Annotated in this window: 21 protein-coding genes; 2 read left to right on the forward strand and 19 right to left on the reverse strand. The window is 55.9% G+C overall.

Going from position 1 to position 24,596, the window contains the following annotated elements; translation table 11 throughout:
• The 15 genes from QMN93_RS15680 to QMN93_RS15750 all read right to left on the reverse strand — a co-directional run.
• A partial coding sequence (locus tag QMN93_RS15680) for a hypothetical protein (protein ID WP_258926131.1) occupies positions 1-92 on the reverse strand: 92 nt, incomplete at its 3' end.
• A gap of 111 nt (positions 93-203) precedes the next feature.
• Complete coding sequence (cpsB, locus tag QMN93_RS15685; RefSeq protein WP_193139640.1) at positions 204-1,640, reverse strand: mannose-1-phosphate guanyltransferase; 1,437 nt, start codon at positions 1,638-1,640, stop codon at positions 204-206.
• 3 nt (positions 1,641-1,643) lie between these two features.
• Positions 1,644-2,867: a colanic acid biosynthesis fucosyltransferase WcaI gene (gene wcaI / locus QMN93_RS15690; protein WP_264884714.1), complete on the reverse strand. Its 1,224-nt coding sequence runs from the start codon at positions 2,865-2,867 to the stop codon at positions 1,644-1,646.
• Positions 2,864-3,343: a GDP-mannose mannosyl hydrolase gene (locus QMN93_RS15695; protein ID WP_029742031.1), complete on the reverse strand. Its 480-nt coding sequence runs from the start codon at positions 3,341-3,343 to the stop codon at positions 2,864-2,866. Before QMN93_RS15695 ends, wcaI begins: the two co-directional genes overlap by 4 nt.
• 2 nt (positions 3,344-3,345) lie before the next feature.
• Positions 3,346-4,311, reverse strand: a complete 966-nt coding sequence (locus QMN93_RS15700; RefSeq protein WP_013097874.1) for a GDP-L-fucose synthase — start codon at positions 4,309-4,311, stop codon at positions 3,346-3,348.
• Between the two features lie 2 nt (positions 4,312-4,313).
• Positions 4,314-5,435, reverse strand: coding sequence for a GDP-mannose 4,6-dehydratase (gmd, locus tag QMN93_RS15705; RefSeq protein ID WP_014884502.1), 1,122 nt, complete (start codon positions 5,433-5,435; stop codon positions 4,314-4,316).
• Between the two features lie 23 nt (positions 5,436-5,458).
• Positions 5,459-6,028, reverse strand: coding sequence for a colanic acid biosynthesis acetyltransferase WcaF (gene wcaF / locus QMN93_RS15710; protein ID WP_193139644.1), 570 nt, complete (start codon positions 6,026-6,028; stop codon positions 5,459-5,461).
• Positions 6,029-6,043: 15 nt separating this feature from the next.
• Positions 6,044-6,790, reverse strand: a complete 747-nt coding sequence (wcaE, locus tag QMN93_RS15715) for a colanic acid biosynthesis glycosyltransferase WcaE (protein WP_029742033.1) — start codon at positions 6,788-6,790, stop codon at positions 6,044-6,046.
• Positions 6,791-6,806: 16 nt separating this feature from the next.
• Complete coding sequence (gene wcaD / locus QMN93_RS15720; protein ID WP_029742034.1) at positions 6,807-8,027, reverse strand: colanic acid polymerase WcaD; 1,221 nt, start codon at positions 8,025-8,027, stop codon at positions 6,807-6,809.
• Complete coding sequence (gene wcaC / locus QMN93_RS15725) at positions 8,002-9,219, reverse strand: colanic acid biosynthesis glycosyltransferase WcaC (RefSeq protein WP_193139646.1); 1,218 nt, start codon at positions 9,217-9,219, stop codon at positions 8,002-8,004. Before wcaC ends, wcaD begins: the two co-directional genes overlap by 26 nt.
• Entirely contained in the window at positions 9,216-9,707 is a 492-nt protein-coding gene (wcaB, locus tag QMN93_RS15730; protein WP_032642828.1) for a colanic acid biosynthesis acetyltransferase WcaB, read from the reverse strand. The genes wcaC and wcaB overlap by 4 nt, the downstream gene beginning before the upstream one ends.
• Complete coding sequence (gene wcaA / locus QMN93_RS15735) at positions 9,707-10,549, reverse strand: colanic acid biosynthesis glycosyltransferase WcaA (RefSeq protein ID WP_023312403.1); 843 nt, start codon at positions 10,547-10,549, stop codon at positions 9,707-9,709. The genes wcaB and wcaA overlap by 1 nt, the downstream gene beginning before the upstream one ends.
• A 151-nt stretch (positions 10,550-10,700) precedes the next feature.
• Positions 10,701-12,863 (reverse strand): tyrosine-protein kinase Wzc, encoded by a 2,163-nt coding sequence (gene wzc / locus QMN93_RS15740; RefSeq protein WP_193139648.1) that lies wholly within the window; start codon positions 12,861-12,863, stop codon positions 10,701-10,703.
• A 2-nt stretch (positions 12,864-12,865) separates the two neighbouring features.
• Complete coding sequence (gene wzb / locus QMN93_RS15745) at positions 12,866-13,309, reverse strand: low molecular weight protein-tyrosine-phosphatase Wzb (protein ID WP_069303061.1); 444 nt, start codon at positions 13,307-13,309, stop codon at positions 12,866-12,868.
• 6 nt (positions 13,310-13,315) lie between these two features.
• Positions 13,316-14,455, reverse strand: coding sequence for a polysaccharide export protein (locus QMN93_RS15750; protein WP_014170829.1), 1,140 nt, complete (start codon positions 14,453-14,455; stop codon positions 13,316-13,318).
• A gap of 692 nt (positions 14,456-15,147) precedes the next feature.
• Between QMN93_RS15750 and QMN93_RS15755 the strand changes: the two genes are divergently transcribed.
• The gene (locus QMN93_RS15755) at positions 15,148-16,731 is read left to right on the forward strand and encodes a TerC family protein (protein WP_323619281.1); all 1,584 of its coding nucleotides are present in this window, start codon (positions 15,148-15,150) and stop codon (positions 16,729-16,731) included.
• Positions 16,732-16,840: 109 nt separating this feature from the next.
• Here QMN93_RS15755 and asmA read toward each other — a convergent pair whose 3' ends face one another.
• The 3 genes from asmA to udk all read right to left on the reverse strand — a co-directional run bounded on the left by asmA (position 16,841) and on the right by udk (position 20,028).
• Complete coding sequence (gene asmA / locus QMN93_RS15760; RefSeq protein WP_193139653.1) at positions 16,841-18,691, reverse strand: outer membrane assembly protein AsmA; 1,851 nt, start codon at positions 18,689-18,691, stop codon at positions 16,841-16,843.
• 22 nt (positions 18,692-18,713) lie between these two features.
• Entirely contained in the window at positions 18,714-19,295 is a 582-nt protein-coding gene (dcd, locus tag QMN93_RS15765; protein WP_023312408.1) for a dCTP deaminase, read from the reverse strand.
• 91 nt (positions 19,296-19,386) lie between these two features.
• Positions 19,387-20,028, reverse strand: a complete 642-nt coding sequence (gene udk, locus QMN93_RS15770) for a uridine kinase (RefSeq protein WP_033145985.1) — start codon at positions 20,026-20,028, stop codon at positions 19,387-19,389.
• Positions 20,029-20,372: 344 nt separating this feature from the next.
• On the opposite strand from udk, the gene QMN93_RS15775 reads away from it, so the two are divergent.
• The gene (locus tag QMN93_RS15775; protein WP_264884715.1) at positions 20,373-23,702 is read left to right on the forward strand and encodes a diguanylate cyclase; all 3,330 of its coding nucleotides are present in this window, start codon (positions 20,373-20,375) and stop codon (positions 23,700-23,702) included.
• On the opposite strand, the gene alkA is transcribed toward QMN93_RS15775, so the two are convergent.
• Positions 23,667-24,539: a DNA-3-methyladenine glycosylase 2 gene (gene alkA, locus QMN93_RS15780; protein WP_193139657.1), complete on the reverse strand. Its 873-nt coding sequence runs from the start codon at positions 24,537-24,539 to the stop codon at positions 23,667-23,669. The two genes, QMN93_RS15775 and alkA, sit on opposite strands and share 36 nt — an antisense overlap.
• Positions 24,540-24,596 lie beyond the last annotated feature (57 nt).

Genomic DNA, 24,596 nt, shown 5'->3' on the forward strand with positions numbered 1-24,596 from the left:
GCGCGGCCAATGCGCCACGCGATGTCTTCATTCAGCTCTTCGCCCAGCTTGCCGCGAATATCGTAGGCTTTAAAACAGGTTAATTTTTCCATGATGACCCCTTTTTCAGGCAACAGTCGGCCCTGACCACGTAATGGCCAAATTGATTTTTTTGTCATTCGCAGGCCCGGTAAGCGCAGCGCCACCGGGCATAATGCAGAGTGCTACACCCGCCCGTAGCGGTCCTGGAAGCGCACGATATCGTCCTCTTCCAGATACGACCCGGAGCGCACCTCAATTAAGTCGAGAGGAATTTTCCCCGGGTTCTCCAGGCCGTGCGTCGCCCCCAGCGGAATATAAATGGACTCGTTTTCACCGAGCAGTTTGACTTCACCGTCGATGGTGACTTTAGCGGTACCCGCAACCACCACCCAGTGCTCGGCGCGGTGATGGTGCATCTGCACCGACAGCCCCTCGCCCGGCTTCACGGTGATGCGTTTCACCTGGTAGCGGTCACCGGAGTCAATGGAGTCATATTTCCCCCACGGACGGTAGACTTCGCGGTGAATATGGTGCTCGTGACGGCCATCGGCCTTGATCTGCTCCACCACTTTTTTAACGTCCTGCACGGCGTTACGGTCGGCAATCAGCACGGCGTCCTTGGTCTGGACAACCACCAGATCCTTCACCCCGACCGTGGTCACCAGGCCGGACTCGGCGTAGACGTAGCTGTTTTCCGTTTTGTGGCTAATAACATCGCCGTGGTGGACGTTACCCTCCGGGGTATGGGCGCTGATCTCCCACAGGGAGGACCAGGAGCCGACATCGCTCCAGCCCGCATCCATCGGTACCACGACGGCATCCGCCGTGCGTTCCATCACCGCATAGTCAATGGACTCTTCCGGGCAGGCGAGGAACGCCTCTTCATCCACGCGGATGAAGTCGAGATCCGGGTCCACCACCGCCATCGCTTTCTCGCAGGCATCCAGAATATCCGGGCGGTATTTGCGCAGCTCTTCCAGATAGCGTCCGGCGCGGAACAGGAACATCCCGCTGTTCCAGTAATACTCTCCGCTGGCGACATACGCCTGCGCGGTTTCCAGATTCGGTTTTTCAACAAACTGCGCCACGTCAAACGCCACGCTGTCGCCTTCACCCGGCGTCACGCTGCCGCGACGAATATAGCCATAGCCGGTTTCCGGCAGATCCGGCACGATGCCGAAGGTCACCAGCTTGCCGCTCTCGGCGTAAGGGATCGCCGCACGCACCGCGTCGCGGAACGCGTCTTCCTGCTGGATAACGTGGTCTGCCGCCAGGACCAGCATCAGCGGGTCACAGTCCGGGCTGCTGCGTTTTGCCGCCAGCGCCGCCAGGGCGATCGCGGGCGCGGTATTGCGTCCGGCAGGCTCCAGGATGATGTTTTCGGTGAGCTTATTCAGCTGGCGCAGCTGCTCGGCAACAATAAAGCGGTGCTGTTCGTTACAAATCACCACCGGGCTTTCACACTCCACGCCGTGCAGACGGTTTACCGTCGTCTGCAGCATGGTGAGATCCCCTTTCAGGCAGAGGAACTGTTTTGGATAGAGCACGCGGGACAGCGGCCACAACCGGCTACCAGAGCCACCAGCCATCACAACCGGATACAAAGTGGTTTGACTCATGATTTATCCCCGTATATCTGCAATAAATTGGCTCAGCACGTTCTCTTTCTCGAGCGTGCGTTCGGCATATTCACGTGCCACCGTGTTCACTTTTGGCATGGCAAGTGCCTTCTCAATTCCGGTTACCAGCGCCGGGACCGATTCCGGCTCCACGCACACGGCAATTCCCGGATAGCTGTCGCACAGCTGGCCTAATTCTGTTTCGGCTTCTGCCGTGATCACCGCGTTACCGCCCACTGCCAGAATGTTGGTCAGCTTGGACGGCAGCACCGCGTCCGCGGCGCCGCGTTTTTGGACCACCAGATGGCAGTCGCCCATCTTCAGCAGCGCAGGCAATGCCTCGTAAGACTGAAGCGGGAAAAATTTCACGTTGGTCAGGCCGCGTTCCCCGGCCATTTTTTCCAGCCGCGCCTTTCCACCGCCCTGCCCGACAATCACAAACGTCCACGGATGTTCACTCAGCAGCTGGGCCGCTTCAATCACGCTTTCCAGCCCCTGCTTTTCGCCGATGTTGCCTGAGTAAAGAATGATTTTTTGATCTTCAGGCAAACCGAGCTGCGCGCGCAGAGCCTGAGCGTCTTGCTCAGTTACATCGCGAAAACGCGCCACTTCGGACCAGTTCGGGAAGAAGATTACCTTCTCTGCCGGAACGCCCTTCTCCTGCGCCTTGTTCATCATCGAGCGCGAGATAGTCGAGACGTAATCCACGTTGTGCAGGCCGCTGCGCTCAAACGCGCTGGCGAGCTTCGCCACCTTGCCGCCCTTGCTTTTGCCTGCCATCCCCAGGCCCAGCATGGCGTCAACTTCATAATCCTGAATGTGCAGCAGGGTGCGCGCGCCGGAGAGTTTGCCCAGCAGGCGCATGCCCGGCGTGCAAAACAGCGTTGGCACCACGCCGATGATGCGATCCGGCTTCCAGCGACGCTGCGCCATCAGCGGGAAGAAACTGCTCAGGGCAAAGCTGCCCAGATGAAGTAACCGCTTCAGCGTTGAGGGCTGCTTAGGCACATACAGCGGGCAGCGCCAGACGGTCGCTGCACCCTCTTCGCGACGGTAGCGCCAGCTTGAGTAGCACTCCCCGACTTTCCACTCCGGGTAGTACGGCGGCGCGGTAATGACCCGCACGTCATGTCCCTGGCTCGCCATCCACTCGACCATCTCGCCGGTGTATTTCCCGATGCCGGTTAATTCCGGCGAGTAGTTGATTCCGTATACGAGGATCTTCATATGCCCGGCACCTCGGCCTGACGTTCAGCCAGGAAATAGGCACGACTGTTGTCATGCACATTGTCGCTGGCAAGCAGCGCCTCTGGCGTCTGCCAGCGGTAGTCGTCATGCTGAGAATCAGGCAGACGCAGGTCTGCCTCACTCACCTTCAGGCGGAACCCCAGCACGATGTAGTGCGTGGTGAACCCGGTGCCTGAAAAGTTATCGTCATAGAAGTGCTGCCAGACCCCGTAAAACTGGCCCGCTGCCATCGGCAGCTGCAGGCCCAGTTCCGCCAGAGTGAGACGCTCAAACGCATCGCTGAGCGTCTCATCCTTCTGCACGCGCCCGCCGGGCACGAACCAGAAGCCCTGTGCAGGACGGTTGGTTCGTTTCCCCAGCAAGAACTCGCCGCGTTCGTTCTCCACGATCAAATCAATTGAGATGAGCGGAGTCGAACGCACTACCGTGGCAAAATCTTCCTGACTTAAAAACATCGTTACCCCCGGAAGCGGTGCTGGTTTTCCAGGAACCACTGGTAGGTACTGGCCAGCCCCTGCTCCAGTGACACCTCGTGATACCAGCCCAGCTGATGCAGACGGGTCACGTCCAGCAGCTTGCGCGGCGTGCCGTCCGGTTTCGTCGCGTCAAACACCACGCGGCCTTTGTAGCCCACTACCTGCGCGATGGTTTGCGCCAGCTCGCGAATGGTGCAGTCCACGCCGGTACCGACGTTGATGTGCGACAGCATCGGCTCGGTGTTCTCCTGCCACACCTCGCGATCCAGCTCCATCACGTGAATGCTGGCGGCAGCCATGTCGTCCACGTGCAGGAATTCACGCATCGGCGTACCGCTGCCCCACACCACCACGTCCGGCGCGTTCTCGGCGGTCGCCTCGTGGAAGCGGCGCAGCAGCGCCGGGATCACGTGCGAGTTGCTCGGGTGGAAGTTGTCGTGCGGTCCGTACAGGTTGGTCGGCATCACCGAGCGATAGTCGCGGTTGTACTGACGGTTGTAGGACTCGCACAGCTTGATCCCGGCAATCTTGGCAATCGCGTACGGCTCGTTGGTCGCTTCAAGCGTGCCCTGCAGCAGTTCGCTCTCGGCGATCGGCTGTTTCGCCATTTTCGGGTAAATACAGGACGATCCGAGGAACAGCAGCTTATTCACGTTGTGCAGATGCGCCGCGTGAATGATGTTGCTCTCGATCATCATGTTTTCGTAGATGAAATCCGCCGGGTAGGTGTTGTTAGCGACAATGCCGCCCACCTTCGCCGCCGCCAGATACACCTGGTCAATGCGTTCGTTAGCAAAGAAGTCCTGTACCGCACGGCTGTCGAGCAGGTTCAGCTCGTCACGTGTGCGGACAACCACTTCCACGTCACCGCGCTGCTCCAGCTGGCGAACAATCGCGGAACCCACCATTCCGCGATGACCGGCGACAAAAATACGTTGTTTTGTCATTCTCAGGACTCCAGCGCGATGGCAACCTCGTAGCCATGAGACTTGAGCAGGGAGTGTTTTTTCGCTGCTTCAAGATCTTTGGCTACCATCTCGGAAACCATCTCCTGCAGAGTGATTTCTGGTTTCCAGCCCAGCTTCTCGTGCGCTTTGGTTGGGTCGCCCAGCAGGGTTTCCACTTCAGCAGGACGGAAGTAGCGCGGGTCAACCTGGACAATCACGTCGCCTGGCTTCACGCCCGGAGCGTCGTGGCCGGTCACGGAAACTACGATACCCTTCTCTTCCACGCCGGTACCTTCAAAGCGCAGCTTGATGCCCAGCTGTGCCGCGGCCATTTCAACGAACTGACGTACGGAGTACTGCACGCCGGTTGCAATCACGAAGTCTTCTGGCTGTTCCTGCTGCAGCATCATCCACTGCATTTTCACGTAGTCTTTGGCATGGCCCCAGTCACGCAGGGAATCCATGTTGCCGAGGTGCAGGCAAGACTCCAGACCCTGCGCGATGTTGGCGATAGCGCGGGTGATTTTACGGGTCACGAAGGTTTCGCCGCGACGCGGAGATTCGTGGTTGAACAGGATGCCGTTACAGGCGTACATGCCGTAGGATTCACGGTAGTTCACGGTGATCCAGTAGGCGTACAGTTTTGCTACCGCATACGGAGAGCGCGGGTAGAACGGCGTGGTCTCTTTCTGTGGGATTTCCTGTACCAGACCGTAAAGCTCAGAGGTAGATGCCTGGTAGAAGCGAGTTTTCTTCTCGAGGCCGAGGAAGCGGATTGCTTCCAGCAGACGCAGCGTACCCATGGCATCAACGTCGGCAGTGTATTCCGGGGATTCGAAGGAGACCGCTACGTGGCTCATCGCGCCCAGGTTGTAGACTTCATCCGGCTGAACTTCCTGCAGGATACGGGTCAGGTTGGAGGTATCGGTCAGGTCGCCGTAGTGCAGATGGAATTTCGGGTTCGCCGCGTGAGGATCCTGATAAATATGATCCACACGTTCGGTGTTGAAAGAAGACGCACGACGTTTAATACCGTGTACTTCATACCCTTTTTCCAGCAGGAACTCTGCCAGGTAAGAACCATCCTGCCCGGTAACGCCGGTGATGAGAGCGACTTTAGACATGTTTTATTCCTCTACTTATGAATTTAATCAGAGCCGTTAAGTAGGCTCTTCGTTTCAACGCGTTCGCGTATCACCACTGCGGGGTTGCCACGGCAAACTTTATTTGCCGGTAGCGATTTAAAAACGCTGCTGCGGGCACCGACTACCGTGCCATCGCCAACAGAAACACCCGGTGCAACAAAAACATCCGTTGCCAGCCAACATTTTTCACCTATCGCAATAGGCGAAGCGGTAATATCAAAATGCTGACTCATAAAATCGTGGCTGCCGGTGCACAAATAACACTTCTGTGAAACCACCGAATTTGCGCCAATCGTTATTTCGCCAAGGGTATATAACACCGCGTCATCCCCAACCCATGCGTAATCTCCCAGCGTTAATTTCCACGGATAGGTAATTTTCACAGAAGGTCGGATGACTACGTTTTTTCCGATTTTTGCGCCAAACAGGCGCAATAAAAAAGCTCTCCAGCGGTACATTATTTGCGGCGACCAGGCAAATAACGTTGCCTGAACGGCCCACCACAGCTGTACCTTAATACCGTTCCCGCCCCGAAAACCTTTCGGCACGGAGAAACCTTTTAAATCCTGCATTGCGTTTCCTTATATTCAGGCTTTGTTATATAAGGTTTTCGTTTTGCCTGTGGTACGCAGGCGTAATAAATAAGACAATTCCGCCCAGAATCCCGGCACGCGTAATATTTTACGCTGTACGTTTTTGGCATCCTGGCACAATTCCAGATTATTAGACGTTGACACGCCGCCCATGGAGAATTCAGACACCAGCCCTTTAATTCGACGGAACGGGTAACCTGATTTATACAGGCTGGCTGCCAGCGCATAATCGGAAGACACTTTATACTGCAAATCGTAAGGCTGTTTTTTCAGACCTTTTACCGGGAAGAAAATGGCCTGATGGCTGGCCGGCAGGCTGTGGTAGATATACCAGCCTGGCTTCGCGCTGCGGCACACTTTATGTCCGTCGCCAAAATCGAGCAGCGCATCGCCAATATACATGGCGTCCTCTTTCTGGCGAGCCAGCTGACGGGCAAACAGCGCCACGTCATCATGGAAAATATCGCCCGAGTTCAGGAAGATGGCATAACGGCCTTGCGCCATGCTGATGCCTTTATTCATCGCATCGTAGATGCCTTTATCTTTCTCGCTGATGTAGCGTAAGTTGAACTCACCGTTGAGTTTTTCCAGAAACTCCGCCGTGCCATCGTTCGAGCCGCCGTCGACCACAATCCACTCAAAGGTGAGGCTTGGATCGCGCGCCAGGTTGCGCAGCGAGCGCCAGGTTTTTACCACCCCTTCGTAATTACGAAAAGCGACAGTAATGACGCTAAGAAACATAAATCACCTCATTTCGTCATACGTTCGTAATATTAAGCGCCTTGCGCAGAATAAACGGACAGACAATCAAGAAAGCATATTCCGGGCTAAATATTGACCCGGTAAAAAACAGCGACACCGGAGTAAACAGATAAAGCTGAACGCGAAAGTTCTGGTTATCACCAAACGCGTTAATCATCATTTTGAAAACTTTAAACAGATACCACAGGGTCAACAGTACGGCGAACCACGAAAAATAAATAATTAACAGATACAGACCATTGTCTATGGTTTTACCGACATCCGCACCGTTAAAGATTCCGAATGATGCAACATATTCGTAAAGTGAGCCGAATCTTACTACCCCATCAATATGGGTTAAGGAATAACCCACCATAACCAGTGGCCCAATGATGCGATAATAGGACGAAGACCCTTCCGTTCCCAAATCACCCAAACGTTCTGAGATGTACGGGAAGGCAAATATCACGCCTACCATAAATACCGTCAGGGAGATAATCGCCAGCGGCAGCTTTTTCTTAATCGCATCTTTGTTCAGGTACTGGAACGCCCACTCCAGCAGGTAAAACAGGATAAATGTCATTACCCCTGAGAACGATCCAGACAGAACAATTCCTGCAAGAATCATAGCATCGGTCTTAGGCGTTTTGATACCAAACTGTTTGATGCTGAGCCAAATTGAGATTAACGCCAGAGCGAAAAACGCCGGTTCAAAATAGAGGGCCGTAGTACGCTTCCCGCCAAACTTGATGAAGTTCAATACATAGCTGTTACTGTAAATGAGATATTTCGAAATTATCTCCATCAGGCTGCTGCCGCCGGTGAGAATAATTTGCGCCATCTCCAGCGCGGCAAGCATAACAATTAACGCAACGGCAATATAAAAGAACCTAAGGATTTTCCGATAATTGTGCGGGGAAATAGTTTTAAACCGAATACTCCAGACCATTCCGATAATAATAACAATATAAACAAACAGCATGGTCGAGGTGACGTATTTACTCGCATCCAGCGACTGGCCAAAGATGTAGTTAAACAGCGTCAGGCCCGTGCCCAGCCCTAAGGCAATCATCAGCTTCTTGAGGTTGATTTTATCGACATACAGCAGAAGCAGAACGGGCAGGAAGGTTACGATGGTTATCGGGAAGCTTTCGCCGAGCTGGGCAATTTTGACGTTAACCAGCAGGTAGATCAGCGGCAGCAGCAGATAACTACAGATTCTGATAGAACGAGACATATTCCTCCAGCATCTGTTGTCCACTGTAGGCCTTGCGGCTGCGGTTGCGGAACGATTCCAGGTCCGTGCCAAAAACGATCTCAGCAATCTGCGCCTTCGGCAGCTGTACCAGCGGCAGGACCTCCTGCTCCGTGAAGGTTTTCCCGCCGGACTTTTCCAGCACTTCGCGCGCCGCATCGCTGTGGGTGGCGATCACCGGCACGCCGATAGAGAGCGCCTCGCAGAGGATCAGCGGGTAGTTATCCACGCGGGAGCTGAACACCAGCGCGTCCATTTCATTCAGCGCGCTCATCAGCTTGCGCTTGTCGGTCTCAAACCCGTGGTTCACCACGTTGGCCCCTTCGAACGGTGAAAACTTGCCGAAGGTGTGAAGTTCTATCTTGTCACCCAGCGCCATCATGTCGCGTACCAGCTGCTGGTTGGTTTTACCGTCGTAACGCAGATCATGCGCAACGATAGCGATTTTCGGTTTACCTGCGGTTTCGGCCACCGGGGTCAGCTCGGCAAGAATGGCTTCCGTCGCCACGTCGATGCCGTTGTTGATAATCTGACAGCGCCCTGCCCCGTACAGGCTGTTGAAGGCATCCGCCACGTGCTGGCTCGGAGAGATAAACGTACAGCCGAGCGAGAGCATGTCGCGGAACAGCTGACGCTTTCCGGCCACCAGCTGATGCGCGCGATCCACCTTCACCGGCGGGTAGTTGCTTAACGTCGGGCACTTCTGGCAGTTATCTTTCCAGCCTTCGCAGCCGTCGGTAAACGCGCAGCGTCCGGTCACGCTCCAGTGATCGTGCAGCGTCCAGACAAAGCGGGTGTCGGGCTTGTGGGCCTGCACCTTCTGGCAAAACGCCACCACCTCTTCCAGATTCAGCCAGTAGCTGTGCAGAACGTGAAAATGCAGCACAACCGGGCCCGTGGTGCGGGTAACCGTGCGGTAAAGACTGTTCAGGTTGCCAAACAGATCGCGGTTAAACAGGCGGAACAGCGCAATGTTGGCCATCGAGGTCAGACGCGGCGTGTGCTTGTGCACCTGCGGGAAGTTATCGTGGCTGACGCTTTTCTTGCCGCCTTTGCCGTAGCCGTAAATAAAACGAGACTGAAGTCCTTTTTGCAGCGCGCGCTGGTGCAGATCCAGCGCCACGCCTGCCGCTCCGCCTTCTGCGAGGCGTACGTTAAATTGCAGAATGTTCATTTAATCACCTTCACGCGGGCTTTTTCTCCCACCACCAGCGCGTTATCCGGAATGCTGTCCAGCACCACGCTGCCAGCACCAATCGTGACGTTATTACCAATCGTAATGTCACCGACGATCACCACGTTCGCGCCCAGCTCGACGTTATTGCCGATGACCGGGCAGGCCAGGCTGTCAGGCCCGCGGTTGCCAATGGTGACCGCATGACGAATGGTGAAATCATCCCCGGCGACCACAAACTTGTTGATCACCACCGCATAGCCGTGATGGATGGTAAAGCGGCGGCCAATGGTCGCAGCGGCCTGAATTTCATAGCCAAAAAAGCATTCGGTAATGATGCGGTACAGCACCAGCACGGGCGCCGCCCAGATATTGTTCAGCACATTTTTCTTACGCCACACCGAGCAAAAATGCGCGATGCGGTACGCCAGAACCATGCAGCACGGACGCAGGCTCCAGCTGTTAGCGCGGCAATCTTCCAGAAACATTATTTCCCCCGAAGTCCATCAGCCAGGCGTTTGCCGTTACGCACGGACAGCAGCGTCAGCAGCGTGCGCCAGTTCATGCGCTTATTGCGGATCTGATAGAGGGTGAAGAGCTGATATTTACGGCTGGCACGGTCAAACTTGTCCTTGTGCTTGCGGTAAAAATGGAAGTAGCCCGAGAACTTCTTCGGCGAGGAGGTGATTTGCATCTCCCCGTGGTTGATATGCAGGATCTGCGTGGCCTCTTCCACTTTCCACGGCTCGCCGTATTCCACCACCATGCGCAGGAAGATATCGTAATCCTGCGCGGCCTTGAGTTCGGTATCGAACAGGCACTCTTTGAAACGCCACGCCCAGGTGAAGACCTGGTTACCAATAATGTTGCGCTTGTAAAACAGGCGGCGAGAGTACGGTGATTTCGGGTACAGCGGCAGGCTCGCGGGCTGCGAGTAAACCTCGCCCTGGCAGACATAGTCGTTGGCATACAGGAAAGCGTGCGTGACCAGCTGCTCTTTATGCGACAGGAAGATAGACAGGCGGTTCGGCGTCCATTCGTCATCGTCGTCGATCCCGGTCAGATACTGCCCTTTGGCCTGCATAATCGCCTGATTACGCACCGCGCACGCGCCGGAGTTAATGGCGTTATGCGTATAGACCACCCGCGGGTCGTTGAGGTCAGTCACAAACTTTTGCAGCTGTTCATACGAGGAAGAGCAGTCATCAACGATGATCAGCTCCCAGTTATCGTAATCCTGTCGCAGGACGGATTTGATTGCGCGGATCGCCAGCTGCTGACGATTCCATGTCGGCATATAGATTGAAACTAAAGGGCGTTGTGTGGTCATCTTTTCCCCTCACCCCGGCCCTCTCCCCAAAGGGGAGAGGGTGAAAGGCAGCCAGTGGTTATCATTACGTTCGTCCCCTAAATCCCGCACCGAACAGTCCCCTCTCCCCTTTGGGGAGAGGGTTAGGGTGAGGGGGGTGGGGTGTGTTTTGTTATTTGCTGTCAGATTTATATTCGTACTCGTAATAGCCGTAATCCTGGTACCCGGTCGCGCGGCGGAAGATGGAGTTCAGGATCACCCCTTTCACCTCAATCCCGTTCTGCTCGAAGCGGCTCAGGCTGGTTTCCACCTCTTTCAGGGTGTTGACCGCGTAACGCGCCACCATCAGCGTGGTGCCAGCGTGGCGGCCAACAACGGCTGCATCGGTCACGGCCAGAATTGGCGGCGTATCGATCAGCACCAGGTCGTAATTTTTGCTCGCCCACTCCACCAGCTCGGTGAAGCGTTCGCTCATCAGCAGCTCGGACGGGTTCGGCGGCACCTGACCGCGTGGGATCAGGTCAAATTTCGGCACCGTTGTGGGTTTCGCGCTCTGGCTGATTTCACCTTTGCCGAGCAGGATTTCCGACAGACCGTGCACGTTGTTGGTGCCCAGCAGCTCGTGGGTGTAGCCCTTACGCATATCGCAGTCGATCAGCAGCACGCGCTTGTTGGTCTGGCTGACCACCGCCGCCAGGTTGGCGCAGACGAAGGTTTTACCGATTGACGGGCTCACGCCGGTTAACATCAGGACGTTGTTTTTGGCCTGCATCATGGCGAAGTGCAGACTGGTACGCAGGCTACGGATCGCTTCGATGGCGAGGTCGGTCGGGTTACCCACCGCCAGAAGCTGGCTCTGTTTGTAACGCTTGACGCCCTTGATGGTTTTGACGCTGTCGCGGGATTTTTGCCACTCGGACAGCGGAATGCTGGCATAGACGTTGATACCGCTCTCTTCCAGCACCTGCGGGCTTTCGATACCGCGGTTGAACAGGGAACGCAGCAGCACGCCCACGATGGAGAGCATCAGGCCGAGAATAATGCTGCCGAGAATAATCAGCGCTTTCTTCGGCTTCAGCACGCCAGGCTGGGTAATGGCCGGGTCGACGATGCGTACGTCACCGACGGTACTGGCTTCGGTGATTTTCAGCTCCTGCTGCTTGTTCAGCAGCTGCATGTAAACCTGCTGTCCAGACTCCACGTCGCGGGTCAGACGCACGATCTCCTGCTGCGTTTTCGGCATCGCGGTCACGCGGTCATTGAGCTTCGCCTTCTCCTCTTCCAGGGTACGGCGTTTCTCCAGCAGCGTGCGGTAGGCCGGGTGACGTTTGGTATAAAGCTTGGAAATCTCCGCCTCTTTGAAGGTCAGCTCGTTGAGCTGCGCATCAATGTTGACCATCGAATCGAGGACCGATTTCGCCTCCAGCGGCAGGTCAACGGAGTCTTTATCCTGACGATAAGCGTTCAGCTTGTTCTCGGCATCATCCAGATGGGCGCGCACTTCCGGGAGCTGTTTCGCGAGGAAGGCCAGGCTTTTCGCCGCTTCCGCCGACTTACGCTCAACGTTCTGCTCAAGATAGTTGCGGGTAATGCTGTTCAGGATGTCGCGGATTTGATCCTTATCTTCACCGGTAAAGGTCATGCTCAGCACGCCGGTGTCCTTACCGTTTTCGGTGACGGTCAGGTTGTTTTGCAGATTGTTGATCATCCCCAGGGTGGAGAATTTGGTGACGGTGAATTCGCCGCCCTCCTGAGCGTTGATGGCGCTAACCATCATGCTGACGCCGTCTTTGGTCAGCATCTGCCCCACTTCACCGCGGGCGCTAAAGCCTGCGTCACTGGTTAGCTGATACTGTTTCGGGCCAAGCACCGTCAGGGTAAACGTCTGATCGGCCGCCCCTTTCGGCAGCACGAAGTCAGTGACTTTCACCGTGTCGTTGTTGCGCCCCATCAGCCGATCCCAGCCGGCACCAAAGATTGGGAAGGTATTTTTGGTGACGGAGATATCGAGCCCGAGGTCGTGAACCGTTTTACCCAGCACCAGGCGTGACTGGATGAGCTGAATTTCGGCGTCGGATGCCGGCGGCTTGTTCGCCAGCGCGGAACCAATGTCCTGCACCAGCGAGTTGCCGGTATTCTGCTCGATCTGCACCAGCGCATCGGCGCTGTAGATAGGGGTGGCGAACAGCGTATAGACGACGGCCGCCGCGGCGAACACGGCGGTAATGCCCAGCACCCACCACTTTGCCTCTACAACAGTGCCGACCAGGCGCCCAATATCAATTTCATCACTGCCCGAAGTCGGGGCGGCAGAAGGTCTTGTTTTTTCTGTCATTGTTATCCCTGCTGAACTTTCAGTGCCTGCGCCCACTGTTGGGCAGACTGGTCAAGTAAGGTGTAAACCGCCTCAAAGGCCTCATGGCGTTTGCGATACGGATCGGGGATTTCACGTTCATTGTCCCAGTGACCAAACAGCATCACCTTGCCGCGCATCTCCGGAGCGATATCGCACAGCGCATGAATATGGCGTTTTTCCATCGTCAGGATCAGGTCATACTCCCGGCACATGCGGCCAGTGACCTGGCGGGCCACGTGGCCGTCGAGAGAGAGGTGATGATCCCGCGCCACGCTCGTTGCGCGCTCATCGGCACCTTTACCGACCAGTGCACCCAGCCCTGCCGAATCAACGGTCAGTTCGGGCTGGTAGTGTTTCAACAACCGTTCAGCCGTAGGGGAACGGCAAATGTTCCCCACGCATACCACCAGAATTTTGTTAAACATCGCGGATTACCAGGTATGAATGTCGCGCGCCGTATCCGTCATGTAGCGAACGCCACTGATGGTTGGCAGCAACTGGTTGATCAGACGGTTCCAGCGGGCAACCGGCGCGGTGGTGACATACACCACATCGTATGGCTGGAGACGGAACTCCGTTGCCATCACCAGAGAGGTCGCATCGGACATATCCAGCTGGTAGATGTTGGCAATCTTGCCTTTCGCACTGCCCTCACCTTTCAGCGGACGGATAACGAAGATACCGGTCGCGTTAGAGGTCGTCAGATCGATACCCTCAGCATTGCCCAGCGCTTCGGTCAGCGTCATACCGCTGAAGTCCATTTTGAGGGTGCTCTGTTTCTTCACTTCACCCATCACGAAGACTTTCAGATCGTCATTGCGCGGCACGTAGAGAATGTCGCCCGGATAGAGCAGGCGGTTCTGGGTCAGATCGCCGTTTTGCATCAGCGCCTGCAGCGAAATACGCTGCTCCTTCCCGTTGTGGGTGAGCACCACGTTGCGCCAGTCGGCGCCGTCGGTTAACCCGCCTGCGGCGTTGATGGCATCCAGTACGGTCAGAGGAACGTTGGTGATGGCCTGCTGGCCGGATTTGTTCACCTGGCCGGAGATATAGGCTTTTTGCGAGCGGAATGCGGCGATATTAACGTCCACCTGCGGATCGGCGATGTACTGCGCTAAGCGGCCGGTAATATCACTACGGATCTCGGCAAGCGTTTTCCCTGCAACATGGACTTTACCAATGTAGGGATAGAACATGGTGCCATCTGACTGCACCCAGTTACCGGTGTCGCTTGAGCTACGGTACTGGCCCGCTGGCGTGGTCAGTTCAGGGTGGTCCCAGACGGTCACGTTGATCACGTCACCCGGCCCCACGCGGTACTGGTAGGACGCAATTTCCTGGTCCAGCGACATATTCGGCTGGGCAACATTCGGACGTGGACGTAATTGTTCGACCAGACGAGGCGTAAGTGGATAAACATTCACCATTTTGTCGAGATCAAAATCGGCATCCTGTTGCTTGATCACATCCTTACCCATTGTTGACATATTGCTGCCGGGAAAGACCGTGCAACCACTCATCAAGGTCACAGACACCAATAATGGCATCAATTTCATTTTGGATTTCATCATTGATTATTTATCACTTTGGCAGAGTAATTATCCTGTGCAATTTAAATAAGCTCGAGTCGTATTGGGTTTCAGCATGCAGTTAATCAAATAGAAATATAACTGGCATCAGTCCTAAAAAAAGCTTATTCATCCATTGGCTATTGACAGAATAATCGAGGCTGATTCACACGCTTTCAGGCACGCTACCGCCCTTGGCTTTCAGTTACCAATCCACTGACTAAACAATGTGTTATGGATAGACACCCTCTTGAGCAAGGTCTTCTGGAAATATATCAGTCGCTTGAGAAACCCGACGGATAATGAATAACCATCCCTGAAGACCGAACATTAATAGCAACACCGAGATTTAACATTTGATGCTGGGAGAATTGTTGCAGCTAACCTAATAGCAGGCAAGGAGACAACTGTCCTAATATCGGTTTTTAAGATTAATATTAAGAGCAAATTTTTGACCTTTTAGGAATTTCTTTATATTGACAAAATGAGAGTAAAAATCATCACCTGCGATATATCCTAAAATGCATTCCTTGTAATTAAATATACGTATTTCGCTTATTTACACCCTATTGAGAATGCTCTCTTTTTTACCCGTCGTATTAAGAGAAATCTCAGCCCGGCATTGCAATTTCCCCCAGCTTTATCCATGATCGAAGTGTGACATTCGTCATATAACAGAAGGTATTGCTATTACTATGGAATGGATTGCCGATCCCTCAATCTGGGCCGGGCTGGTTACGCTGGTCGTCATCGAGCTGGTGCTCGGGATTGATAATCTGGTCTTTATCGCCATCCTCGCTGAAAAACTGCCCCCTTCCCAGCGCGACCGCGCGCGCGTGACGGGTCTGCTGCTGGCGATGGTGATGCGGTTACTGCTGCTGGCCTCTATCTCCTGGCTGGTGACGCTCACTCAGCCTCTGTTCTCCGTTCACGGCCTGAGTTTTAGCGCCCGCGATCTGATCATGCTCTTCGGCGGGTTGTTCCTGCTGTTCAAAGCCACGGTGGAGCTCAACGAGCGGCTGGAGGGTAAAGACAGTGAGAACCCAACCCAGCGCCGCGGAGCGAAATTCTGGCCGGTGGTGGCGCAAATCGTGGTGCTGGATGCGGTCTTCTCCCTCGACTCGGTGATCACCGCCGTCGGGATGGTCGACCACCTTACGGTGATGATGGCCGCGGTGATCATTGCCATCACGCTGATGGTGATGGCCAGCAAGGCGCTGACCCGCTTTGTGAACAGTCACCCGACTATCGTGATCCTCTGCCTGAGCTTCCTGCTGATGATTGGCTTTAGCCTGGTGGCCGATGGTTTTGGCTTCCATATTCCGAAAGGCTACCTGTACGCCGCCATCGGCTTCTCCGTCATGATTGAAGCGCTCAACCAGCTGGCGATATTTAACCGCCGCCGCTTCCTGTCCGTGAATCAGACCCTGCGTCAGCGCACGGCCGACACGGTTATGCGCCTGCTAAGCGGTAAGAAAGAGGATGCGGAGCTGGATGCCGAATCCTCCGCCATGCTGGCCGATCGCAGCGACGGGCCGATCTTCGACCCGCAGGAACGACGTATGATCGAGCGGGTGCTTAATCTGAATCAGCGGACGGTCAGCAGCATCATGACCTCGCGGCACGACATTGAGCATATCGACCTGACGGCACCGGAAGAGCACATTCGCGCCCTGCTGGATAAAAACCAGCACACTCGCGTGGTGGTGACCGGCGGTGAAGAGGAAGAGGAATTGCTGGGCGTGGTGCACGTTATTGACCTGCTCCAGCAGCAGCTTCACGGCGAGGCGCTCAACCTGCGCGTTCTGGTGCGCCAGCCGCTGGTCTTCCCTGAGGGGCTACCGCTGCTTTCCGCCCTTGAGCAATTCCGTAACGCGCGCACGCACTTTGCCTTTGTGGTGGATGAGTTTGGTTCGGTGGAAGGGCTGGTCACGCTCAGCGACGTCATGGAAACCATTGCCGGTAATCTGCCTAACGAGGTGGATGAGATTGACGCCCGCCATGACATTCAGAAAAACGCAGACGGGTCGTGGACGGCTAACGGCCACATGCCGCTGGAAGACCTGGTGCAATACGTGCCGCTGCCGCTGGATGAAAAACGGGAATATCACACCATTGCTGGCCTGCTGATGGAGTATTTGCAGCGTATCCCGCAGCCGGGAGAAGAGGTTCAGGTGGGCGACTATCTGCTCAAAACGCTGCAGATTGAAAACCATCGCGTGCAGAAGGTTCAGCTCATTCCGCTGCGGGATGAGGAAGAGCTGGATTTTGAGGTTTAGGTAAAACAAAACGGCAACCCGGTTGCCGTTTTTAGTGTTTGCGCCCTCTCCCGTGGGAGAGGGCCGGGGTGAGGGCATCAGGCCGCAACGCCACCCGGCGCAACGGACATCAAAGCTTATCCAGCAACTTCTTCACATCCTTACCGTCCTGTGAATCTTTATTACGATCCGCCCAGCCGCTAAGCCGACGTTTCGCTTCATCCTGCAGATGCTTGCGCAGGATCTGATCCACCTGCAGGCTGTAATTCAGGGCCTGCCATTTGCCGTATACGGTCAGCGGGACCGGCGTCTCTTTCAGGAAGTCGATGAGCTTGCTTTCACCCTGCCAGCCGGAAAGTACCCGCACGTTAAAGCGCGTGTCCGCCGTCTCTTTCACCAGATCCAGCTTACCTTCACCGGTCATTGATAACAGTGAAGAGGCGCCCTGCATTCCGTCGAGAGTGAGTTGGCCGTTGTCCAGCGTCAGGTCCGCGGTGAAGCTGTCGAGGCGCGTGGCGCTGTCGTAGTTATCCTGGGCTTTTACATCGCTGCTGCGCTCAACCGCCTGTTGCACCAGCTGCTGGAAGTTAAGCCCTTCCATACGGGAATTCTTCAGATCAAGATGCGCCTGCCCCTGCCACTCGCGGCGGAAAGCATCGGCATCAATTTTCGTGCCTGAGAAGTCACCCGCGAGCGTCAACTGCCCCGTCAGGGATATCGGATAGTTAAACGCGTTCAGGATGGTGCCTATCTCAACGTTATCGAGACGCGGCTGGAATTCGGCGCTGGCAACGTCTTTACGGACGTCCAGCGTGCCGGGCAGCGAGAGGTTTCCTGCGCCCATCTTCCCGCTCAGTTCGGAGATCACCAGCAAACCGTTATGGTTAAACATCTGGCTGCTCACGTCGGTAAAATCAATGCCGCGCCAGCGCAGGCTATTGGCTTTCAGCAGAATATCCGCCGTGAACCCGCGCAGCGCGTTATAGTCAGGCTGATCGAGATTAGACGAGATAACCGGACGTGATGCCGGTGCCTGGCTTTGCCCCGTCTGGGTGGCATCGTTGTCCGTGGCGCTGGCCGGCAGAGGCGGCAGCAGGTTTTCCAGATTGAGCTTGTCAAACTGCAGATTCAGCACCCACTTCGGCTTCTCTTCGAGCGTGACGCTCGCCTGCCCCTTCAGGCTACTGTCATTTGCCTGCAGGTTGAGATTATCCAGCTCGAGCTGCTTTTGCTCTTCGCGCCACACGGCCTGCAGCGTTCCCTGCCCGGTTATTCCCTGGGAGGGGAGATCGGCACCCGTCAGCTGCCAGTTCAGCTGCTGGATGTCGGCCGTGAGCTGATGCGGGTAGTCCGAGGCGTTCACATTAGCATTCAGCGACAGGGTCAAATCGCGCTGATCGCGGTTCACGCGCCCGCTAAATTCCAGCGACGCAAGATGATGAGCATCCTGTTCCATCTGCAGGTTGATGTTGCGAATGGTCACCTGCTCCTGGTGCTCATGCTGGAAAACCAACACGCTGTCGGCAACTTTCAGCTTGCCGATATCAAAGGACCAGCCGGTATCGGACGGTTCATCGGGCAGAGTATTTTCGCGCGGCGCAACCGGCGCACTGGCATCACGCACGGCTTCGGTTTGCGGGGTGAGCTGAATCACCGCGCCTTTCAGCATCACCTGCTTAACCTGCAGCTGATGGGAAATGAGCGGGATCAGCGCCACATCGAGACGCATGTTGTCTGCGGACACCAGCGGCTGGGACGCCCCCGGTGCCGTGAGCGACATGCGGCCAGAGAGAATGCTGAGCTGCGGCCAGACGTGCCAGCGCAGCGGCCCGTCAAGCTTCAGTTGATAACCACTGCGCGCCTCGACCTGCCGCACCATGTAAGCGCGGAAATCGTTGGGGTTAACCAGCAGAACCAACGCCGAAAGACCAGCCACCAGCACCACCAGCAAAATCATCAGCGTCGTCAGAACTCTTCTCATGGCATCCTCAATGGACTAACGATCAGTCTTTATCAATACGGCTGGCAACCGCGCCCTGCTGGTCGCGATATTTTGCGTCCTGCCGACGGTTATAAGGACGATCTGCCGGGCCTGACAGCGGTTCAAAGCTCAACGCGCCGATCATCATGCCCGGACGCAGCGCCAGCGGCAATTTACCGGCATTGAAGAATTCCAGCACGATACGCCCCGACCAGCCTGGATCGATACGGTGCGCGGTCACGTGAACCATCAGCCCCAGTCGCGCCAGCGAAGAACGACCATCAAGCCAGCCGACCAGGTCCGGAGGCAGGGTGACGGATTCAAACGTCACCGCCAGGGCCAGTTCACCCGGATGCAGATAAAAAGCTTCGCCTTCATCAATTACGATTTCGTCACTCATCACGCGATCGAGCGCGGCGCTGACTTCGTCCTTCGGCCCGCTGAGGTCAATGAACGGCGCAGTGTGGCCACTAAAGGTGCGGAATTTATTCCCCAGGCGGACATCAACGGTCACGCCATTGATACGCTCAACGGGTGGGCGCGGGGTAATAGACAAACGGCCTTCATCCAGCCAGGCTTCAATATCGCGATCGCAAAGACGCATGCCACTTTCTCCTTTCATGCATCGTACCCTGAGGCGGTAAGCGCTCAGGGTAAAACCAGGTTATCTCTGAACGGTACACAATTCACGCGGGTTATTCAAAAAACTGGCTGATTTTCGCTTTTAAGATATCAATAGCAATGCGGTTTTTACCCCCGCGCGGCACGATGATATCGGCGTATTGTTTGGATGGCTCAATAAACTGCAGGAACATCGGGCGGACCGTTTTCTGATATTGCGCCATGACGGAGTCCATCGAACGGCCGCGTTCATTCACGTCACGCTTGATGCGGCGCATCAGGCAGATATCCAGCGGGGTATCGACGAAAATCGAGAAGTTCATGGATTCACGCAGGCGGGCGTCGGTCAGCAGCAGGATCCCTTCAAGGATAATGACCTTTTTCGGCTCGATGCGGATGGTTTCCCGGGTGCGGGTGTGTTCTACGTAACTGTAAACGGGCAGTTCAATGGCCTGGCCGCTCTTAAGCGCTTCTAAATGCTGGAACAGCAAGCTGTGATCCATTGCATTTGGGTGGTCATAGTTGGTTTTGACGCGTTCTTCCATCGACAGATGGGATTGATCTTTGTAATAGCTGTCTTCGGGAATGACGCCGATATGCTCATCACCTACTTGTTCACGCAGTTCGCGATAAAGCGTACTGGCAATTAGACTTTTACCTGAAGCCGATGCGCCGGCGATGCCTATAATGACGCATTGATGAGACTTATCAGTCATAAATTTAGCGACCTGATTAACCTGGATGTTAAGGAAGGACGACGCCGGAGCGTCAAACGCGGCAATTATAGGGATTTCGCGGGCGTGATACCAGTCGAAAGCACAGGTTCTGCGAGACTGGCCGAAAAGTGACGTCTTATTCCCTGAGTGAAATTTAAATGAACGTTTTTTCAGCGTTTAACCGTTTTTTTTTCACGGAGCCTCTATTTAATAAGTCTGTGGTGTCAAATTCTGAGCGGTCACCATATGAATTGTAAATTGTTTGTACTAGCATAAACCAAATTATCAAATTCACGCGTTCGGACATCTTCCCTGACGGCATGGCGTCTCTGGATAAAGCGGTAATGAATAAACAATACCAGCGGGTTTTGGTTACCACCCCACATCCTTTAATACGACTTGTCTGTCTGGGCCTGGTCACCTTTATCTTTACCTTATTTTCCCTGGAGCTTACCCGGTTCGGCACCCTGCTGGCCCCGCTCTGGTTCCCCACCGCCATTATGATGGTGGCGTTTTATCGCCATGCAGGAAAAATGTGGCCGGGAATTGCCCTGGCCTGTTCGTTCGGCAATATTCTGGCCACCTGGATGCTGTTTTCGTGGGGATCGATAAGCCTCACCTACACCTCGATTAACGTGGTTGAAGCCTTTACCGGTGCGCTATTGCTGCGCAAATTGCTCCCGTGGTACAACCCGCTGCAGAATCTGAATGACTGGATCCGCGTGGCCATCGGCAGCGCGGTGATCCCGCCGCTGGTGGGCGGCTTGCTGGTATCCCTGCTGGCTCCCGGCCCTGAACCCCTGCGTAATTTCTTCGTCTGGGTGCTGTCCGAAGCCATCGGCGCGCTGGCGGTGGTACCGTTGGGGCTGTTGTTTAAACCGCATTATCTGCTGCGCCACCGTGACCCGAGACTGCTGCTGGAAACCCTGACCACGCTGGCCGTAACGCTGGCCCTCAGCTGGGCAGCCATCACCTGGCTGCCGTGGCCTTTCACCTGCGTTATCGTTTTGCTTATGTGGAGCGCCGTGCGCTTGCCGCGAATGGAAGCGTTCCTGGTGTTTCTGGTTACCGTGATGGTTGTGTCGCTGATGATTGCCCGAAATCCTGTGGCGCTGACAACCCAGCACGTCGGGGCGATGCTGAACGCCCCCTGGCTGCCGTTCCTGATGCTGCTCCTGCCTGCCAACGTGATGACCATGGTGATGTACGCCTTCCGCGCTGAGCGCAAACACATCACCGAAAGCGAGGAGCGTTTCCGCAATGCGATGGAGTATTCCGCCATCGGTATGGCGCTGGTCAGCATTGAGGGCAAATGGCTGCAGGCTAACAAGGCGCTGTGCAATTTCCTCGGTTACAGCCAGACGGAGCTCCAGTCTCTGACCTTCCAGCAGCTCACCTGGCCGGAAGATCTGCACACCGACCTGGAACAGCTCGAACAGCTGGTCAACGGCGACATCAATACCTATACCCTTGAGAAGCGCTATTACACTCGCGACGGGGAAGTGGTCTGGGCGCTCCTTGCCGTCTCCGTCGTGCGCCATGCCGACGGCTCGCCGCTCTATTTTATCGCCCAGATTGAAGACATTAACGATCTAAAGCAGACCGAGTGGGTCAACAAACGCCTGATGGAGCGCATTACGCTGGCTAACGAAGCGGGCGGCATCGGCATCTGGGAGTGGGATCTGGAGCCAGACATTATCAGCTGGGACAAGCGGATGTTTGAGCTGTATGAAATCCCGCCGCACATCAAGCCTACCTGGCAGCTCTGGCATGACACGATGCTGCCGGAAGATCGTGCCCACGCTGAGCAGGTGCTGCGGGACTCGCTGATTTCCCGTCTGCCGTTTAAGCTGGAATTCCGCATCCGCGTGAAGGAAGGCGTGCGCCACATTCGCTCCCTGGCGAACCGGGTGCTCAATAAGCAGGGTGAAGTCGAACGGCTGCTCGGGATCAACATGGACATGACCGAGGTGAAGCAGCTCAACGAGGCCCTCTTCCAGGAAAAAGAGCGTCTGCACATCACCCTCGATTCTATCGGTGAAGCGGTGCTGTGCACCGATATCAACATGAACGTCACCTTCATGAACCCGGTAGCCGAGAAAATGAGCGGCTGGCTGCAGACCGAGGCTATCGGCCAGCCGATCCTCAAGGTGTTGCACATCACCTTTGGTGAAAAAGGGCCGCTGATGGAGAATATTCACAGCGGCGATATGTCCCGTTCCGATATCGATCAGGACGTGGTGCTGAACTGCCGGACCGGCGGGAATTTTGATATTCACTACAGCATTACGCCGCTCAGCACGCTGGACGGGCAGAATATTGGCTCGGTTATCGTGATTCAGGACGTGACCGAGTCGCGCAAAATGCTGCGTCAGCTGAGCTACAGCGCCTCCCACGATGCCCTGACCCATCTGGCAAACCGGGTCAGCTTCGAAAATCATCTTAAACGGCTCCTGCAGACCGTTCGCGAAACGCGCCAGCGTCATGCTCTGGTCTTTATCGATCTCGATCGCTTCAAAGCCGTCAACGATACGGCAGGCCATGCGGCGGGGGATGCCCTGCTGCGGGAGCTCTCCTCCCTGATGTTGACCATGCTCCGCTCCAGCGACGTGCTGGCGCGACTGGGCGGAGATGAGTTCGGGTTACTGCTGCCGGACTGCAATATTGAAAGCGCGCGCTATATCGCCGGGCGCCTGATCCACACGATCAATGACTATCACTTTATGTGGGAAGGCCGCCTGCACCGGATCGGCGCCAGCGCAGGCATCACGCTGATTGATGAAAATAACCATCAGGCGTCGGAGGTGATGTCGCAGGCCGATATAGCCTGTTATGCCTCGAAAAACAGCGGGCGCGGCATGGTGACGGTTTACGAACCCCAGCAGGAGCGGGATCACAACACGCGCAGCATGATGTCGCTTGATGAACAGTGGCACATGATTAAAGACAATCACCTGATGATGATTGCCCGTAGCGTCGCCTCCCCGCGCATCCCGGAAAGCAGTAATTTCTGGCTGCTGTCGTTACGCCTGTGGACCAGCCAGGGCGAAGTCCAGGAAGAGCATGCCTTCCGCTCGGGTCTGGCCGAGCCTGAGCTTTTGCACGCCCTCGACAGACGTATTTTTAATGAGTTTTTCCGCGCCTCTGCCGCACAGGTCGCCAGTAAAGGTATGGGGGTGGCGCTGCCGCTTTCTGAGGCCGGTTTAGCCAGCGTAACGCTGGTCGATGAGCTTCTCGACCTGCTGGATAAAAGCCCTATGCCGGGCCGTCTGCTGCATCTGGTTATCTCTGCCGACGTGGTGTGCAGCCCGGATAAAAACCTGCAGCGGAGTCTGCAAAAGCTTCGCCAGGCGGGCTGCCGCGTGATCTTCAGCCAGGTGGGCCGCGACATGAACGTCTTCACCCACCTGACCGCCAATATGGCCGACTATCTGATGCTGGACGCAGAGGTGGTAAGCAACGTGTATGGCAACCTAATGGATGAGATGATGGTGACCATCGTTCAGGGCCACGCCCAGCGTCTGGGGATGAAAACCATCGCGGGCCCGTGCAATCAGCCCATCATGATGGATACGCTCTCCGGCATCGGAATTGATTTTATCTTTGGCGACACCATCGCCGAGCCGCAGCCGCTGGATCTACTGCTCAACACCAGCTATTTCGCCATCAACTGACGGCGTCCAGCCGTCGGTATACCAGATGTGCAGCAGCGCGTAAGAGCGCCACGGCTGCCAGCGCTCGGCATAACGCCGAATCTGCGCGGGCGTCATCCCGGCAAAGCGTTGCTTAATCAGATAATCATCCGGCAGAAAGACATCTTTCGCCTGCCAGCCGCGCAGGGCCAGGTAGTTTGCCGTCCAGCGCCCTATCCCCGGCCGCTGCTGTAGCGCCTTCATCCCGGCCTCAATATTCGCGGGCGGGAAAAGCGGAAACGTCCCGTCGATGACCGACTGCGCCAGATGAATTAACGACTCCGCGCGTTTTACGGGCATGCCCAACGCTTTCAGCGCCAGCGGGTCCGCAGCCGCCAGGGCGTCCGGCGTGGGGAAACAGAGATACCCCGGACAATCCGCGATCGGCTCACCGCACAGCGCCACCACGCGCGACGTCAGTTTCGCCGCCATCGCCACGCTCACCAGCTGCCCGAGGATCGCCCGGACGCCCTGCTCGTACGCGTCCATCGCCCCCGGCAAACGCAAGCCCGGCCGGGCAGCACCGAGATCCCCCAGCGTATCCGCGATGTGCTGCGGGTTGCACGCGAGATCGAACAGGCGTTCGATGCGTTCAAGGCACGTCTGCGCAACCGGGATTAACCCCGGACTGAGCGTCACGGTCAGCGTATGGGTGGCGATATCCGGCGTTACGCGAAATATCCCCTGATGCCCTTCGCAGGCAAAACTGCGCTCGTAGTAGTCGTGGGTGACGGTTTCAATGCCCGTCACCGCACGCGCGCCGAGAAAGCCAAACATCCACTGCCAGTCGTAAGGGGGTTGCCAGTTCAGGGTGTACATCGTCTCTCCTTTTGGGTTCTCCACAGCATAAACGGAAAGGTCCTGTTTCGCCTTGCT

The sequence above is a fragment of the Enterobacter sp. R-1.6.2 genome (genome assembly GCF_035064085.1).
Lineage (GTDB): Bacteria > Pseudomonadota > Gammaproteobacteria > Enterobacterales > Enterobacteriaceae > Enterobacter > Enterobacter asburiae_B.

Bases quoted from the DNA above. Each gene is read 5' to 3' on its own strand.
- cpsB (WP_193139640.1), bottom strand. From the start codon at position 1,640: ATGAGTCAAACCACTTTGTATCCGGTTGTGATGGCTGGTGGCTCTGGT.
- wcaI (WP_264884714.1), bottom strand. From the start codon at position 2,867: ATGAAGATCCTCGTATACGGAATCAACTACTCGCCGGAATTAACCGGC.
- QMN93_RS15695 (WP_029742031.1), bottom strand. From the start codon at position 3,343: ATGTTTTTAAGTCAGGAAGATTTTGCCACGGTAGTGCGTTCGACTCCG.
- QMN93_RS15700 (WP_013097874.1), bottom strand. From the start codon at position 4,311: ATGACAAAACAACGTATTTTTGTCGCCGGTCATCGCGGAATGGTGGGT.
- gmd (WP_014884502.1), bottom strand. From the start codon at position 5,435: ATGTCTAAAGTCGCTCTCATCACCGGCGTTACCGGGCAGGATGGTTCT.
- wcaF (WP_193139644.1), bottom strand. From the start codon at position 6,028: ATGCAGGATTTAAAAGGTTTCTCCGTGCCGAAAGGTTTTCGGGGCGGG.
- wcaE (WP_029742033.1), bottom strand. From the start codon at position 6,790: ATGTTTCTTAGCGTCATTACTGTCGCTTTTCGTAATTACGAAGGGGTG.
- wcaD (WP_029742034.1), bottom strand. From the start codon at position 8,027: ATGTCTCGTTCTATCAGAATCTGTAGTTATCTGCTGCTGCCGCTGATC.
- wcaC (WP_193139646.1), bottom strand. From the start codon at position 9,219: ATGAACATTCTGCAATTTAACGTACGCCTCGCAGAAGGCGGAGCGGCA.
- wcaB (WP_032642828.1), bottom strand. From the start codon at position 9,707: ATGTTTCTGGAAGATTGCCGCGCTAACAGCTGGAGCCTGCGTCCGTGC.
- wcaA (WP_023312403.1), bottom strand. From the start codon at position 10,549: ATGACCACACAACGCCCTTTAGTTTCAATCTATATGCCGACATGGAAT.
- wzc (WP_193139648.1), bottom strand. From the start codon at position 12,863: ATGACAGAAAAAACAAGACCTTCTGCCGCCCCGACTTCGGGCAGTGAT.
- wzb (WP_069303061.1), bottom strand. From the start codon at position 13,309: ATGTTTAACAAAATTCTGGTGGTATGCGTGGGGAACATTTGCCGTTCC.
- QMN93_RS15750 (WP_014170829.1), bottom strand. From the start codon at position 14,455: ATGATGAAATCCAAAATGAAATTGATGCCATTATTGGTGTCTGTGACC.
- QMN93_RS15755 (WP_323619281.1), top strand. From the start codon at position 15,148: ATGGAATGGATTGCCGATCCCTCAATCTGGGCCGGGCTGGTTACGCTG.
- asmA (WP_193139653.1), bottom strand. From the start codon at position 18,691: ATGAGAAGAGTTCTGACGACGCTGATGATTTTGCTGGTGGTGCTGGTG.
- dcd (WP_023312408.1), bottom strand. From the start codon at position 19,295: ATGCGTCTTTGCGATCGCGATATTGAAGCCTGGCTGGATGAAGGCCGT.
- udk (WP_033145985.1), bottom strand. From the start codon at position 20,028: ATGACTGATAAGTCTCATCAATGCGTCATTATAGGCATCGCCGGCGCA.
- QMN93_RS15775 (WP_264884715.1), top strand. From the start codon at position 20,373: ATGAATAAACAATACCAGCGGGTTTTGGTTACCACCCCACATCCTTTA.
- alkA (WP_193139657.1), bottom strand. From the start codon at position 24,539: ATGTACACCCTGAACTGGCAACCCCCTTACGACTGGCAGTGGATGTTT.